The sequence below is a fragment of the Novacetimonas cocois genome (assembly GCF_003311635.1).
Lineage (GTDB): Bacteria > Pseudomonadota > Alphaproteobacteria > Acetobacterales > Acetobacteraceae > Novacetimonas > Novacetimonas cocois.
This window is the reverse complement of sequence record NZ_QEXL01000011.1, coordinates 133797-148792: the sequence shown is the minus strand read 5'-3', so window position 1 is coordinate 148792 and position 14996 is coordinate 133797. Positions and strand designations below refer to the sequence as shown.

Sequence of the window (14996 nt, the reverse complement as noted above, 5' to 3'; positions counted from 1 at the left end):
TCTGCTCGGTTGGGCGTGATCAGAGGCGGCAGATGATTGACCCGAAGCGAGCGCGTCTGCCGATAATCCGGCAATGCACGCTACTGCAACTCAACCGGTCGGGCGTCTACTATCGGCCTGTGCCACAGAGCGAAGCCAATCTGGAGCTGATGCGGCTGATCGACGCCCAGTTCCTGGAAACGCCGTATTATGGTTCACGGCAGATGACATGGCATCTGCGCCGCCACGGACATGAAGTGGGCCGCAAGCGGGTCCGGCGGCTCATGGCGATCATGGGCCTGCGGGCGATCTACCAGAAGCCGCGCACGACCGTGCCCCATCCGGAGCATCGGAAATATCCATATCTGCTACGGGATCTGGTCATCAATCGGCCTGNACCAGGTCTGGTGTTCCGATATCACATATATTCCCATGAAACGGGGATTTCTCTATCTCGTGGCGATCATNGGACTGGTTCACGCGCAAGGTCCTGTCCTGGCGTCTGTCGAACACGATGGACGTGGAGTTCTGTATCGAGGCGCTACAGGATGCCCTCATGCGCTATGGCGCCCCGGACATTTTCAATACTGACCAGGGGTCGCAATTTACGACACCCCGTTTCAGCGGGATACTGGAAGAGCGTCAGATCCGCATCAGTATGGACGGGCGTGGGCGATGGCTGGATAACGTGTTCATCGAGCGTCTGTGGCGGTCGCTGAAATATGAATGCGTCTACCTGCACGCGTTCGAGACCGGATCAGAGCTGAGGGCCGGGCTTGGCAGATGGATCGCCCATTATAACGAAAGGCGTCCGCATACGGCGCTGGCTGGACGTACGCCCGATGAGGCGTATTATGACGTGCNATCTGGTCCGGGGTTAACCCCGGACCAGATGGCCAACAGCAACGCCGTCAGAAGGGCGGCATAACAACAATCGGGTATAGCTTATCAAGCCCGCAAAACTGTCCGAACGGACGGGACCACCTCATCTATTGGCATATCGGACATAATCTTCAAGTAGTTCGGTGCAGCAGTGGCCCATACCTGTCACTTGAACAAGGTTTCCGGAACTCCCGTTTCGTTTTCAGAAAAATTACCAAATTTGACAGCAAGAATAGGCAAAACAAACAGGTTAAGTATCATTGATGTCATGAGCCCTCCAAGAATGACAGCTGCCATAGGTCCTTCGATTTCCCGCCCAGGCGCATTCATATCAACAGCCAGAGGCGCCAGTCCAAGCGCCGTAACGAGCGATGTCATGAGTACGGGGACGACGCGGTCTCTGGCCCCCCGGAGCGCTGTTGTTACTCCCCATGTGAGATCTTCCCGCTCGACCAAAGCCTCAAAATGCGAAATCATCATCACCGAATTCCGAAGCGTAATCCCGAATAGTGTAACGAAGCCGACTGTTGCCCCCAGAGTTAGCGTTGTGCCGGAAACAATGATTGTCAGAATGCCGCCCACAAATGCGAAGGGAAGATTGACGAGTATCAGAGCGAGATTGCGCCATCCTTGTGTGATTATTGAGAGCAGAATCATGACCGCTATGGCAGCGAGCCCGGAATTTATAAACAGTTCCCTGCGTGATTGTGATTCAGCTTCCGCTGCGGATGTAAACTGAACGTAGGCTCCAAGAGGCAGTTTGATATTTTTTGCTATAGCCGTGCGTGCGTCCTGAACGAAAGATTGAGCTGATCGTCCTGTAACATTTGCGGTGACAGTCTGTGTTCTCTGTGCTCCCAGATGTGACACCTGATAGCGACCGTTCGTCTCATATATGTCCGCAACAGCGCGGAGTGGTACGTAGTTTCCGTGAACAGTATGCAGTGGCAGGGAACCGACAGACGCAACATCATTACGACTTGCGTCATCAAGACGAACCATAACATTAAAAGCCGCAGAACGCTCGTATATCTGCCCCACGGTTTCACCCTGCCAGGCTGTATGGATGGATCGGAGTACATCCGCCGACCGAAGCCCCCAGCGCTCCAGATCAGCAGGGCGTAGCTGAATAGCAAGTTCCGGAACACCAGGAGGTGCTTCTATCCGGACATCTGTTGCGCCATGTATCTGATGCAACATGCGGACAATATTATTTGCCTGGATATCCAATACATCCAGATCATCGCCAATAATATTGATTGCCACAGCCGAAGACGAACCAGAAAGGGTTTCGTTTACGCGCATCGTCAAAAAACTACTGACAGAAAAACTGGCCCCAACGAACCCGTCAAGCGCTTTGCGAACGCGGGCATCAATCTGTCGGGAAGCCTTCCCATCCACCTGATTCAAATCAACCTCAAACTCGCTGGTATGTGGTCCATACGTGTCCTCATCCAGCGAGGCGCGTCCGACTCTCTGAGCAACCGAACGGATTTCGGGAAGCTGACGAAGTTTTTCTGTAACCTGTCTGCCTAATTTCAGAGACTGTTCCAGGGAAGTCCCCGGAACTGCCGTCATATGAATGATAAGGTGGCCTTCCTTGAAATCGGGAATGAAATCGCTTTCAAGGAATGGAAGGGCCGCAAACCCTATCAAGGTGGTCAGGATCATCCCGCCTATAACAAATCGGGGATGGCGCATTAATCTGGCCAGAAGACGTTCATAAGCTCTGGCGGTCCATCCTGCCAGGGGGGGCTCTCTCCGGATTTCTCCAGGCGTCGCCAAGAGCCATGCGCAGAGTGCAGGTACAACGGTTACAGCAGCGGCAAGAGAAGCCATGACCGCAAGAACATAAGCTGTTGCCAGTGGAGCAAACAGTCGTCCCGAAAGTCCGGGAAGGGCGATGACAGGCAAGAAAACGATAATGACAGCAAAGGTCGCGTAAACCACTGCACTGCGGACTTCAACGCACGCATCGAGTACGACGCGCGCTGTAGATGCGGGCTGGACCAGAAGCCGGTTTTCACGCAATCGGCGTGTAACATTTTCGACCCCGATCACGGCGTCATCCACAACCTCGCCGATGGCAATAGCAAGGCCCCCCAAGGTCATGGCATTCAAAGTAACCCCGAGTGTCTCCAGCAACGACAGGGCTATCAGAATAGCCAAAGGTATGGTGGCGCAACAGATTGCAGCGGTTCGCAGGTCAAAAAGGAAAAGAAAGATTACGACAACCACCAGAAAACCGCCCAGAAGCAATGCTCGTGTGGCATTCCCCAATGCGGTCGTAATGAAATTGGCGGGTCGGAACAGGTCAGCATGCAATGTAATCCCCTGTCCCTGCAATTGCGGGCGGAAATCGGTAAGTGCCGCCTCGATTTCCCGGGTCACGGCCATTGTATTGGCACCGTACTGTTCCCATATATTAACTACAATGCCTGTCTTTCCCTCGATACTGGCCGCACCGAAGGCAGGAATAGGGGCTTCAGTTACAGTGGCAATGCTGCCCAGTGTGACAGCACCATTATCAGAGCGGACAATCACAGTGCGGGCCAGACTTTCTGGCGTCAGGGCCTGACCGTCAGACTGAAGAACGACTCTTTGGTTCGGGGTATCAATAAAGCCGGCCCCCTGTATGCCAGTCGCTTCCTGGGCAGCCGCAAGGACGTCATCGAGTCCGATATGATGCAAGATGAGTTGGTCTGGATGTACCTGTATCTGGAGTGACCGACGCTCCCCGCCAAACACGCTGACTCCAGCCACACCAGGCAACGCCAGCAGACGCGGCCTTAATGACCAGTCAGCAAGCGTGCGCAACTGCATAAAGGACTGTTGTTCCGACGTCAGACCGATCACCAGTACCAGACCGGCGGATGAGGTCAGTGGCGTCATAGTCGGAGCATGAACACCGGCTGGCAATTGCTGTGCAACAACATTCATTTGTTCCCCGACCAGTTGCCGGGCTCGATAAATATCGGTCGATGTCGCAAACAGGACGTTGACGACTGACAGTCCCTGAATCGAAGTCGATTGCACGCGCTGAATACCCGGGAGGCCGGTCAGGGCAATTTCCATTGGGCGACTAACCAATGTTTCGACCTGTTCCGGCGTGAAACCAGCGGCTTCGGTCTGGATCGTGACCCGTGGCGGAATGAATTCCGGAAACACATCATAGCTGGCATGTCTCAAGCCATACAGGCCATAGAAGAACAACAGACATGCGGTTGCGATAACCACGCCCCGGAAGCGGATCGAAAACCCGATAATAGCTGCCTGAAGGCTGAAAGAACGTCCCGTCATCAGTCGTCATCGTCTCCTGATTCAAGCTGAGCTCGGAATTCTTCAGACAGAAGTAATTGCGTACCCTCTATGACGATTTGCGTTTCGTGTGTGATTTGTCCTGGAGTATCTTGGATCAGGTAGCCACCTTCTCGGTCCGGCACGTCGGTCGTAAGGGGTAAGCGTGTAAATTTTCCGTGTCCGTTATCACGGTATATCCACGACTTACCTTGCAGCCAGATAATAGCTGATGCAGGTATCCGGATACCGGGACGTTCCTCTTCGGTAGGCAGGAGAACGGAAACATTCATGCCCGCGACAAGCTGACTTTCAGCCGACGCAAAATAGAAAAAGCTACGCCCCTGAATAGCAGGATCGGTCATGGTTACAGGAGACAAATAGTGGAGCATTGTCCCGTGTCCACCCGTGTTTCCATAATCGGTCACATCCGCCTGACTTGGTGGGGTTGGTAGATCCGTATCTGGTGGAAGGGTCACCTTGACCAAGACCACTTGTTGTTGAAGTAACTGTGTAATGAAAATTGTATTTTTTTCGGTAGCGTCAGATATGACCGAACCAAATTGCTGTCTGATAATATTAAGTGCGTTATTTACCAGGACCTGTTCTGCTTTTACCATAGCTGAATTGGACTGAAATCTAGCTGTTGTCTCCTGGAATTGTTCCTGAGAGATATTCTGCCGATCGCGATACAGTCCTTTGTCACGATCGAGTTTCGCACGGGCAAGCGTCTGCTGTGCCTGCATGCTCTCCAGCCGCGCTTTCATGTCAGCATAATTACTAACAAGAGTGATAAGTTGTGTTGCGTTCAGAACGTAACCATAGGCGGGAACCAGCTTTCTCCAAGGCACGATGCTGGGTCGTGCAGAAGCAATGCCGCTCTTCGTAACTGCTTCCGGGGAGACCGTCACGGTCGCCTCTGCACCAAGAACCGAAACTGGTTGATCATCATCATCTGCAATGGCAATGTCTGTCCCGTTTAGAACTAGGAAGACAGAAAGACCTGCAAGAGGCAGCCAGAAGGCCCTCGCTTTCATGGTGAATTCCTGTGGTTATTTTCAAGTAGGCCGGAAGCCTGCGCGGCATTGGTGTGATCAAAAATGGGCTGCTGCATGCCATCTTCGATCTGACCTATGGCTTGCCGTTGCTGAATTTCTGCTTCAAGAAGAGCGGTCTCCGCTTGAATCTGCTCTATATGAGTCATAACCATCGTTGGTCGGTCGATTGCACCTGACTGAAGGCGGTGCTGCATCTGGTTCAGCCTTACCCGTACGGTTTTGGCAAGTTCTTCCGCCTGTAGCAGAATTGATGTCGTGCCGCGGTAATTGGCCGTAGCCTGCGAGATGGACTTAAACACCGTGTTCTCTGCACGCCGGAGACGAGCCGCCGCCTCATGCTCCTGCCCAACAGCTTCAGCTATGGGGCCTTCGTTCTGATTGAAAATCGGAATTTGCAGAGAGGGATTTACCTCAAAGCGATTTGAAATATCCCAGTTATAGGCGGGACTGATGGTGACATCGGGATAGCGTCGAGAAACTTCGACCCGTAGAGCCTGTCGGGCGGCGTCATAAGACGCAAGAAGTTCCCGCAGATCCGCGCGTTGCATTACGGCTTGGTATCTCATGTCCTGTGAATCGCGGTATTCTATGAGGTCGGGACAGACATCAAATGCTTTTGTATCAAGAGCAATGGAATCAAGTGCTTCGGCAGGAACCCCGATTGCTCCTGCCAGAGCTGCCTTACGGACGGCATACTCGCGCCGCAGATCACTGACAGACAACTCGGCATGGATCATTTCCGTCCGTACCTGCGATATTTCGAAAGCGGATGCTCGTCCCTGATCAAAACGTGCCTGTTCCAGGGTAAAGAGTTCGCGTTTAGCTGCCGCAGTCTCTTCCACAAGCTTGAGGCGCCCGGATACAGCCCAGACGCCGAGAAGAGCAGACCGCGTGTCGCTGCGTAGTTTCCATGCAGTATTGATGACTTCCCATTGCGCGACCGCAGCCCGATATCTGGCTTCTTTGATACGGTGATAACGCCTGCCGAAAAATTCGATCAGTATTGACGCGCCGTAGCCGACGTAATGAGCCGATGGGCCACCCAGCACCGTGAAACTGGGATTGGGCAGTTGACCGGCTGTCTTGATTCCAGCGCGAGCCGTTTCCAGTTCAGCTTTAGCTACAAGGATATCGGGATGAAAATACAAGGTAGCAAGCGTCAGGCGAGTGATGCCCCATGCGTTTTCCTGACTCGATACGTTTGGTCCGAGAACTTTTGTAATGAATTCTTGCAATCCGGCATCCGTAAATTGACGGCTGGAAAATTTCTGGACATCTGATTCCGGCGAAATATTTGAGTGACCACTATTTGTGCAGCCACAGAGCAGGGGAAAAATCAGGAGAATGAATGCCGCATTATAGCGTGTTCGTCTCCTTACCTGCTTAATATATTCTAGAGTATTATATGATTTATACATTGATATGTCGTGATATATCTGATTTTTTATCTGTTAGTTCTACTTTCGATTGTCGCATAATCTGCACACCTCCACTAATACCAAGCATCGCAAGGATGGAAGCTACCGCAATATCCGGCCACGCAGAACGAGTGCCAAACACGCCCAGAGCTGCCAGCACAACGGCAACATTTCCGATCGCATCATTACGAGAGCAGATCCATACGGAACGGCGGTTGGCATCACCTTTCCGATGTGTCCATAATATGAGGGCACAGGCTAGATTGACCGCGAGGGCAAGCAGACCAATGCCGCCCATTGCGTCTGGGTGAGGCGGATGGTTGCTGTTCATTACCATCCACCCAGCATTGGCCATTACCCATATCCCAGCCACGAACAGGGTCAGGCCTTTCAGAAAGGCCGCGCCAGCTCGCCATCGCAATGCCATTCCGGCAACACTGAGGCTTATTGCGTAGTTGGCGCTGTCGCCAAGGAAATCAATCGCGTCCGCCTGTAAGGATGCAGATCCAACCGACACGCCAGCCCCAGCTTCAACGGCAAACATGCTGGCATTGAGAAAAAGCGCGATCAGGAGCGCTCTCCGCCATGATTTATTGATTGGTAGCGGCGTATCTGTGCATCCACCACAGCATCCTCCTGCCATCCAGCGCCTCCCTGACGAATCATCTGTTTTAATGTATGCTGCCTGTAGCAACTACAGGGTCAAGAGGCAGGGAATGCGATCGATTGGCGCCTTGGGAAAGGCAACGAATACCAAAGTCGAGACGATCCGCTATTATGAACGGATCGGACTGCTGGCTCCGCCACAGCGGACCGATGGCAATTATCGCGTTTATGATGATGCGGCGCTCGCGAGACTGTCTTTTATTCGTCGATCCCGTGATCTGGGTTTTTCATTAGATCAGGTAAGAGTTCTATTATCCCTAACGGATCAGGGAACCCAGGATTGTAAGACAGTTGATAGAATTGCTCGTGACCATATGGCAGAGATTGAGCACAAAATTGCGGATCTCAAGGCATTGCGTCATGAACTTTCTACGATAATAAAATCATGCCGGGGAGGTAATATTTCAGAATGCCGAATTATTGAAGCACTTTCTCCGTTTGATAATTAGTTCTCCTGACTTTTTTCGCAGCTAGTCGATTCTGTATTTGATGGGAAGATTACCCGAAATAATTATACGGCCTCATCCTCACGTGTCAGAATCTGAAAAATCCTCATGGGAAATTCAAGGACTATACGTGCTCCCATGGTGGCAGTTTATGATCAGGCCAGTTCTGAAGCAGACATTCTGCTGCCCCCCCAAGTCAGACGTTCCAGTCCGGCGGTTCATGCGGGGAGAAATTATCTTCGAATAAGGCTGGCATGATCTATGAAGCAGATATGTCTACTGGTGCGTCTTCACATGTGAAGGCGAGTGGAGGCGTTCTGGAAAATGGGGTCAAGACAGGCTCAGAATCTTGACNCTTCCCGGATGCCGGGCCTTGATGCTGGCTTCGTCGATATAGGTCTCGACGACCNTGAAGGCTTTTGTGCCGCGAGAAGCGCTTCAGTTCCAGGAGATCATACCCGTCCTTTGCGCCCGTGGTGATGGCGCCGCGGCGCAGGCTGTGTCCGCCAAAGTCCCCCTCAAGGTGAGTGTCGCCGCAGCGTTTACGGATGATGTCCGTGACCGCCCGGTCCGACAGGGCGTGCGGCCCGATCCTGGGCGGGGTTCCGACGGGCGTGGCGCCTGCCCTGTAGCCCCGCGCGGACCAGATGCGCCGGAAGACCGGACCTTCCGTGATCCCGGCCTGCCGGAGCCAGGTCTCGTATGCCAGAACCGGGCAGTTCCGGGTCAGGCCCCGCGGGATGCCGATCAGAGTACCCTTGCGCTGGGGATCGCCCTTGGACCGGCCCAGCCGGATCTGCATGCCATCCTCGTCCACCGTGATGTCGTCCACCTTCAGTGCCGCAAGCTCGGAGCGTCGGAACGCGCCGGCAAAACCGAGCAGGAGAATGGCCCGGTCCCGCGCACCGACCAGATCATGGGGACTGATGGCCTCGACGACCCGGACCAGCCTGTCCCAGGTGAGCGCGGTTTTCTGGCGGGGCAGGGTCTCCTTTGCCTCCCGCCGGATGCCGGCAAGCGTTGCGGTCACCATCGGGTGGGCGGTGGGTACGGCAATCTGCGCCAGGTGGTGCAGGTAACGCAGGGCGGCCCGATGCAGGTCGATGGTGCTGGTCCTGCGGCCCTGCAGCGCCATGTCGGCCAGATAGGCGGCAACGTCCTCGCTACGGGCCGGCAGGGCGGGCAGGGCATGACCGGCAGCCCAGCGACACCAGGACCGCACGGCGGCGCGATAGGTGCGTAGTGTGTTCTCGGCCTTGCTGCGATGCATATAGGCATCGGCCGCCTGACGGGCCGTAGCCAGGCGGCCATCATGTTCGGGTACGGGCTGGGCCGAGACGACAGAAAACCATTGCGCGACGGCAGCAGCTGGCTGGCCGACGGGCGCAGGAGGCGCTGTGTCTGCCGTCCCGGGACAGGTTCCTACGGGCTGGAGCGGCCGGAACCAGGCCAGGAAACAGGGGGTGCCATCATCGATTTCCAGTCCGACGACCAGTTCGAACCCCGATGGGATATCGGCTACATGGTCCTGAGCCATCTGCTGGGCCGCCGACGCATACGGCACGTTCTGGGCGAGGGGGGTATCCGGAGAATAGCTACCGTCCGGCTGTTCGATGCCCGCCAGAAGCAGGGGCAGGGGCGGGGTGAACCGCGCGGTCGAGAGGATTTCGCGCCAGCGCGCCGGGTCCTGTGTCTCGGCCAGACGCTGCCGTGTCAGGGGGTCAACGCGGGTATGCAGCGCGGCCTGCGCCTGCCCGCTGGCGCCAAGGATCCGGACATCGCTCAGCATGGCAGGCTTGCCCGCGCGTATGCTCCCTGGCCGTCACCTGGGCAGCAGGGGAGGGGTACGCAGACAGGCTTGGGGAAAAGGCTCTGGAGCAGGCGCATTTCGGGATTCTAGCAGGCATTTTGGAATTTTTCATCTACTTCCGACAAGATAACTTATCGGAAGTAGGTTTTTAATTGGTCAGATTTTGCCAGGCGCGCAGGGGAGAGACCAGAAAGACCGGAAAACCGCAATATTCTGGACAGACCGGCCGCTTTTTTGTTCTCCAAAACCCGTTAACATGATACGACGTATTATATGACGCGCGAACGCCTTAATATTGTCAGGGTCAGGCGGCGCAGTTGCCTGCGGAGGGTGGGCAGGCTGTCCGCTTTCGCCGTCCGTCCGACGTCGGCCTGCAGCGAGTTTAGGGCGGAAAACCGGGGATCCGATCAGAATGGCTGAGACCGACCGACCGCTGCAGGCAGCGCGGTCGCCGGTCGGGCTGTCGCCCGCTACGGCGCGGGCCTATGCGGCCTCCTGGCGCGCCTTTGTCGGCACCCTGCCCGCCGATAGCGGCTTTCCGGTCGGCCCTGTGGCGGTGGCAGCGTGGCTGGAGGCCCGGGCCAAGGCCGGACGGCCAAGGCAGAGCCTGGTGGTGGATCGCGCGGCGCTGACGGCGTGGTGTGCCACTAATGGAGAGAGGCTTGATGTCGCCCTGCCCGCTACGCGGGTGCGCCGGACCGGGGGCGGGATCGATGTGGCTTCCCTGCTGGCCGCCGCGCGGCGCTGCGGCCCCGACCTGCCCGGGCTGCGCGACCGGGCTTTGCTGCTGCTGGCGGCCACGCTGGACATCGGTGCCGAGGCGCTGGCCCGACTGACGGTGGAAGACATCAGCGACACGACAGACGGGATGACCGTCGCCCTGCTGCGGCCCCGGTCCGGGCGCCACCAGCAGCGTCGCCTGCGGCGCCGCCGGGAACCGGCCGTCTGTCCGGTGCGGTCCTGGGCGGCCTGGCGCGATGCCGCGCAACTGCGCTGGGGAGCAGCCTTCCGGGGGATCGATGCGCACGGCACGGTCGGGGATCCATTGTCGGTGCCGGGGATCCGGTTTGTGCTGGACCGGGCGCTGGGACGTTCCGATCGCCCGGCCCACCGCGCGCGGCGGACAAAATCCGGGTCTCCGCCAGAGTCCTCAGTTCGGGCGGCTGCACGCCGATGCACGACGCGAGCCGTCCCAGACTGGGTCCGGACGACGCTGACGGTAAGCGGTCCGGTAGACGAAGTGGCCCGGTTCCGGGTGGCGGCCCGGGGACCGGGGATCATCCCCTGGCAGGTGGATTTTGACTACGAACAGGCGCGCCTGCTGGCGCCGATGGCGGGAAAGGGGGCGCAGGCGGTGACGCTGGCCCGGCTGCTGCGGCAGGCATCAGAGCGCATGCATCGGATTGCCCTGCAGCATCAGGCGGCAGGCACCCCTGCTTGTGCCTTTGATCTGCACCGGCTGGTGCCGGTGCCGGGTCCCATTCTGGAAGCCGGGTCGGACTCCCGCACGGCGGCAGCCTGGCTGCAGGCGCATTGGGGCACGCTGCTACCGTTGCGCCGGGTCGAGGTCGAAGTCGTGCGCGATCAGCGCGCCCGCCGCAGTGCCCGGCTGGTCTACAACTTCTGGTCGGCGGAATGGACGCCATGGCAGGCGCTGGACCGGGTGCGGACGGACTGGCCTGAGCTGGTGTTCGACATCCGGCCGCAGTACACGCGCGCTGATGCCGGGAAGACCGCCGATGCCGCCTGACGAGGACGAAGACTGGGGTGATCCGCCGCGTCGGTTGCCGCGTCCAGCAGTGCCGGAATTTCATGTCGAGGGGTTTGACGGGCCGCTGGACTTGCTGCTGGACCTGGCGGAACGGCAGCGTCTGGACCTAGGTGTGCTGTCCATCGCGGATCTGGCGGCCCAGTTTGTCGCTGAGGCGGAGCGGCTGGCCCGCACAACACCGCTCATGCAGCGCGCGGACTGGGTGATCTGGATCGCCCGGCTGGTATTCCTGCGCTCGCGGCTGCTGTTTGCCACGCAGGCGGAAAAACAGCTTGCCGAAAAAGAGGCGCGCCGGACGGTCGGCCAGATCGAGGGGCTGTTGCAGATGCGTGCGGCGGCGGACTGGCTGGAGGCGCGACCGCAGCTTGGTGTGTCGGTTTTTACGCGGGGCGGGACAGATGCGGATGGCAGCGTTTCTGTACGGCAGGGGACGTATTTCAGTCTGATGGAAGCCTGTCTCGGTGCGCTGGAACGGGAATTGGCACGGGCCGAGACATCCGTTCCGATCTATCGGATCGATGTGCCCTCTTACTGGCGTGTGACCGATGCATTGGTCCTTATGCGTCAGAAAATAAGGAACGGAACCTTTCGAAGCATATGGGACTGTGTTCCCGCGATGGCATCTACCGAACCTGAAGGAACCATTGGTCGTCGAACGGCTGTGGCTGCGACATTTGTGGCTGGGCTGGAATTGGTGCGCCAGGGAGATGCGTCGATCGATATGGTTAAATTTCCCACAGCATGATGTATTGTGGTTGCAGATTCTCTGGAATTATCGGGATCTCGCCATTAGATCTGCTTTCGCGTGCGCAAGGATGGGAATGCGCGGCTGATTTTATGCTACACTGCATATTGCCCATGAAAGACTGCGTGGGCCCCCGCAGGAATCAGAAATTGGTGGTGCTGCGAGACGACTATGGGCCATGTCCCGCTCGATTGCAGGGACAATGGTGGAAACCTGACTGCTGCATCGTGACCTGGTCCGCTCTGATCACCGGCATGGCCGACCTTGGAGGTCATGCTACCGGCGTCCAGCCGTACCTAGCTGGCACCGAATGGAAAGGGCAAGGCTCCCGTCGCCATGCCCTATCAGCCACGCTGACCGACACGTGGCTGGAGCCCGATCTCGAACCGCTGCTCTGGTCCACGGTCCACGTCTTTCACCGCATGGTCCGGCAGCGCAGTCAGAAAGAACAGGATGGCAGAGAGATCTGCTCGGTGGAACTGGAGCGCCTCGTCGCCGGGGGCCTGACCCTCTCGCCATGGCGGCCACGCTCCGGCTCTCTGGTCAGTTGCAGCACCCTGACGGCGTCGATGATTGACAGTCGCGATTTCTTCAATGCCCGGCGCGAGGCCGAAACCAACCTGTTGGTGCCGACTGGCTCCAAGATCGCGTTCAAACCCGACCGGAACCGCCATGGCAAGGCTGCCCCGTTCCGGCGCAACGACGCCCTGCTGAAAGCCCTGCCTATCGGCGTCATGGTTGTTCTCTGGATCGGGCATTTAGGATAACCTAGCCGACAAGACGAAGCAGATGGGTATCTCGGTCTGGAGGTTCTACAAGGAGGCTTGTGCATGATCTCTGGCGTCTATTTTTAGGCCGCTAAATTACTGCGATTTTTCATGTTATTGACATCCGCCAGTCGGCGTAATCCAATAAATGAGTCATATTCGGAATGTGACGGTATATCCTACCATAATTGTGAATGCTAAGATTTAAAATAAGGAGTGATCACAGTGAATGATTGTGAAGAAAACGTGATATCGGCGAATAATTTCTTAAATGGCAGCATGGATGAAATAAAAAAATATAATTTGAACCAAAATGTTAGCCTTGCTTCACTTCCGGAAGGCGTAGAAGTTTATATATGGCGGAATCATGAAGGGAGTTTAGATTATAGCATATTTCATGATGACGATAAATTACACTTTGCTCTTCAACTGACGGGAAGAGGAGCAACAGGTATGACATGTCGCGATGGTTTCATGCGCTATGAACGATTTCAGATAAAAGGAGTGAATTATGTCAGTTATCGTCCTGGAACGGTGATAGATTATAAAACTCGAGGTCACGTTATTGGGTTAACTCTATCTCTTCCTTCTAAAAAAGCGATTGAATGGATGGGAGAGGAAAGTTCTGCGCTCTCCAAAAATATTGCGAGTGGTCATTATTTTTTAGAAAACACGAATAATATTGAGATTAATAAGGGCGCAAACTGGATACTGGAAACTCTCTCTGGCTTATCAATTAAAGAAAATAATTCAATAATATTTCTGGGTAAGGCGCTTGCATTAGCAGGATATATTTTAGAAGCTCCAACTCTTGGGATGCGCGAGACAAGAGCGCAGTTGTCTGGGTGTGATCAGCGTCTTCTATACGCACGAGATATGATTCTTTCAGATCTTAGTCAGCCACCTCGGTTGGAACAGATTGCTAAATATGGTGGAATGAGTGTCTCCAGTCTTCAACGTGGATTCCGCCGGCTTTTTGGAAAGAGTCCCTACATGATTTTTCACGAAGAGCGTATGCATGCTGCATATCGTAGGTTGAGTCAGGATGAAGCATCAATAGTGATGATCGCATCAGATTTTGGTTACAGTAATCCTAGTCATTTTTCTTCGGATTTTCGTAAAGTTTTTGGATTTTCTCCCTCATTATTAAGAGGAGGTAGAGTCAGGTATCGCAGATAATGTCTGCATTTTCCCGATTTTCGGAAGGGTCTCTCCAGAACATGCAGCCCGCCAATCGAGATACGATATCCGGGGGCAATGTAAGGCATCTTGAAGGAGAGTGGATATGTTTTCCAACAGAGTGAAGTCCAATAGTGTTTAAATTTTCATCAAATTTATTCGCATCATTGAATTTTATATTATTAAGATCATATATGTGATGTTTAATACCTAGAATAGATTCTAACCTCATTAAGGTTTCTTTTGGTCTTTTTGTTAGAGTATCATAGTCAACAATGATTAGTTTTTTAGCAAATTTGCTATAGAATGCTTCCCTGATAGCTTTCCAGCAATACCCGAAAGCCCCCCCACTTGAAAGAAGAGCTTCAACTCGTTCATGCAGGGTGCCGCGATGTTCAATTGGAATCAAACGAGAACCAAGCAATGGATCGGATTGAATAATTCTTTCAAAGGAATTGATAATCCACACAGGGTCTCGAACGCAACAAATTACCCTCGAATGTGGATGAATATAATCTAATAGATTTAGACGGGTGCACCACATGCGGTGATTGTCAAAAACAATATTTCCAATAAGCGGCGCTTTTTTATTTGAGTAGTAATTATTTATAATTCCAGAAATTAATTTTTTACGCTGCGTTTCGTTAAATTCTGTTGTTAGTTCTCCCTCCACCATGATGGAAGATATTTTTACTATCATGGGTAAGACAGGTGAGGTGATTCCGGCATGCTGAACAGATGGATTTTGTCTTAAAATGGCGGCCAGAAGCGTGGATCCCGAGCGCGGTAGTCCCGACATGCAATGGAAAATGAACTGTGATGACATTTTACACCCCGTTTCAGCCGTGCCAAAGGGTGTTACCTAATATCGAGTATATGCTTGCGTCTGCCCAATTCTGGTCATTTAGTAACCAAATTCGGTCATTTTTTATCGTCCTGAGAGTATCCGTTGTGGTCAGGCAGCTTTTGGCATCCAGA

The 14996-nt window shown here is 54.8% G+C and carries 10 protein-coding genes and 3 pseudogenes; 7 read left to right on the top strand and 6 right to left on the bottom strand.

Translation table 11 applies throughout. The annotated features are described in order from the left end of the window. Nucleotides 1-32 precede the first annotated feature (32 nt). Nucleotides 33-245, top strand: a pseudogene (locus NJLHNGOC_RS16770) (IS3 family transposase); the annotation flags it as partial. A gap of 248 nt (nucleotides 246-493) precedes the next feature. Continuing rightward, nucleotides 494-907 carry a transposase gene (locus NJLHNGOC_RS16765; protein ID WP_456306358.1) on the top strand — a complete coding sequence of 138 codons (414 nt, stop codon included), beginning with the start codon at nucleotides 494-496 and terminating at the stop codon, nucleotides 905-907. A gap of 119 nt (nucleotides 908-1026) precedes the next feature. On the opposite strand, the gene NJLHNGOC_RS09910 is transcribed toward NJLHNGOC_RS16765, so the two are convergent. From NJLHNGOC_RS09910 to NJLHNGOC_RS09895, 4 genes are read right to left on the bottom strand one after another with little or no spacing between them, the layout of a single operon-like run. Beyond that, nucleotides 1027-4161, bottom strand: coding sequence for an efflux RND transporter permease subunit (locus tag NJLHNGOC_RS09910; protein ID WP_014106912.1), 3135 nt, complete (start codon nucleotides 4159-4161; stop codon nucleotides 1027-1029). Next, nucleotides 4161-5195, bottom strand: coding sequence for an efflux RND transporter periplasmic adaptor subunit (locus NJLHNGOC_RS09905; RefSeq protein WP_014106911.1), 1035 nt, complete (start codon nucleotides 5193-5195; stop codon nucleotides 4161-4163). The genes NJLHNGOC_RS09910 and NJLHNGOC_RS09905 overlap by 1 nt, the downstream gene beginning before the upstream one ends. Then, nucleotides 5192-6634, bottom strand: coding sequence for a TolC family protein (locus tag NJLHNGOC_RS09900; protein ID WP_014106910.1), 1443 nt, complete (start codon nucleotides 6632-6634; stop codon nucleotides 5192-5194). The genes NJLHNGOC_RS09905 and NJLHNGOC_RS09900 overlap by 4 nt, the downstream gene beginning before the upstream one ends. Then, nucleotides 6627-7277 (bottom strand): cation transporter, encoded by a 651-nt coding sequence (locus NJLHNGOC_RS09895; RefSeq protein WP_014106909.1) that lies wholly within the window; start codon nucleotides 7275-7277, stop codon nucleotides 6627-6629. Before NJLHNGOC_RS09895 ends, NJLHNGOC_RS09900 begins: the two co-directional genes overlap by 8 nt. Nucleotides 7278-7350: 73 nt before the next feature. On the opposite strand from NJLHNGOC_RS09895, the gene NJLHNGOC_RS09890 reads away from it, so the two are divergent. Next, nucleotides 7351-7749 (top strand): MerR family transcriptional regulator, encoded by a 399-nt coding sequence (locus NJLHNGOC_RS09890; protein WP_014106908.1) that lies wholly within the window; start codon nucleotides 7351-7353, stop codon nucleotides 7747-7749. A gap of 327 nt (nucleotides 7750-8076) precedes the next feature. Here NJLHNGOC_RS09890 and NJLHNGOC_RS09885 read toward each other — a convergent pair. After that, nucleotides 8077-9535, bottom strand: a pseudogene (locus NJLHNGOC_RS09885) (tyrosine-type recombinase/integrase). Nucleotides 9536-9968: 433 nt separating this feature from the next. On the opposite strand from NJLHNGOC_RS09885, the gene NJLHNGOC_RS09880 reads away from it, so the two are divergent. The 4 genes and pseudogenes from NJLHNGOC_RS09880 to NJLHNGOC_RS09865 all read left to right on the top strand — a co-directional run bounded on the left by NJLHNGOC_RS09880 (nucleotide 9969) and on the right by NJLHNGOC_RS09865 (nucleotide 14018). Beyond that, complete coding sequence (locus NJLHNGOC_RS09880; RefSeq protein WP_206059761.1) at nucleotides 9969-11306, top strand: site-specific integrase; 1338 nt, start codon at nucleotides 9969-9971, stop codon at nucleotides 11304-11306. Continuing rightward, nucleotides 11296-12072 (top strand): segregation and condensation protein A, encoded by a 777-nt coding sequence (locus NJLHNGOC_RS09875; RefSeq protein ID WP_113596212.1) that lies wholly within the window; start codon nucleotides 11296-11298, stop codon nucleotides 12070-12072. Before NJLHNGOC_RS09880 ends, NJLHNGOC_RS09875 begins: the two co-directional genes overlap by 11 nt. Before the next feature lie 338 nt (nucleotides 12073-12410). Further along, nucleotides 12411-12906: pseudogene (locus NJLHNGOC_RS09870) on the top strand (hypothetical protein); the annotation flags it as partial. Between the two features lie 158 nt (nucleotides 12907-13064). After that, on the top strand, nucleotides 13065-14018 hold the full coding sequence (locus NJLHNGOC_RS09865) for a helix-turn-helix transcriptional regulator (protein WP_133258724.1): 954 nt from the start codon (nucleotides 13065-13067) through the stop codon (nucleotides 14016-14018). On the opposite strand, the gene NJLHNGOC_RS09860 is transcribed toward NJLHNGOC_RS09865, so the two are convergent. Further along, nucleotides 14002-14844 carry a sulfotransferase gene (locus NJLHNGOC_RS09860; protein WP_113596210.1) on the bottom strand — a complete coding sequence of 281 codons (843 nt, stop codon included), beginning with the start codon at nucleotides 14842-14844 and terminating at the stop codon, nucleotides 14002-14004. The genes NJLHNGOC_RS09865 and NJLHNGOC_RS09860 overlap by 17 nt on opposite strands. Between the last annotated feature and the right edge of the window lie 152 nt (nucleotides 14845-14996).

What these genes read in the sequence shown, in the direction of transcription:
- NJLHNGOC_RS09895 (WP_014106909.1), bottom strand. Translation starts at nt 7,277, where the DNA reads ATGGCAGGAGGATGCTGTGGTGGATGCACAGATACGCCGCTACCAATC.
- NJLHNGOC_RS09860 (WP_113596210.1), bottom strand. Translation starts at nt 14,844, where the DNA reads ATGTCATCACAGTTCATTTTCCATTGCATGTCGGGACTACCGCGCTCG.
- NJLHNGOC_RS09880 (WP_206059761.1), top strand. Translation starts at nt 9,969, where the DNA reads ATGGCTGAGACCGACCGACCGCTGCAGGCAGCGCGGTCGCCGGTCGGG.
- NJLHNGOC_RS09875 (WP_113596212.1), top strand. Translation starts at nt 11,296, where the DNA reads ATGCCGCCTGACGAGGACGAAGACTGGGGTGATCCGCCGCGTCGGTTG.
- NJLHNGOC_RS09900 (WP_014106910.1), bottom strand. Translation starts at nt 6,634, where the DNA reads ATGTATAAATCATATAATACTCTAGAATATATTAAGCAGGTAAGGAGA.
- NJLHNGOC_RS09890 (WP_014106908.1), top strand. Translation starts at nt 7,351, where the DNA reads ATGCGATCGATTGGCGCCTTGGGAAAGGCAACGAATACCAAAGTCGAG.
- NJLHNGOC_RS09905 (WP_014106911.1), bottom strand. Translation starts at nt 5,195, where the DNA reads ATGAAAGCGAGGGCCTTCTGGCTGCCTCTTGCAGGTCTTTCTGTCTTC.
- NJLHNGOC_RS09910 (WP_014106912.1), bottom strand. Translation starts at nt 4,161, where the DNA reads ATGACGGGACGTTCTTTCAGCCTTCAGGCAGCTATTATCGGGTTTTCG.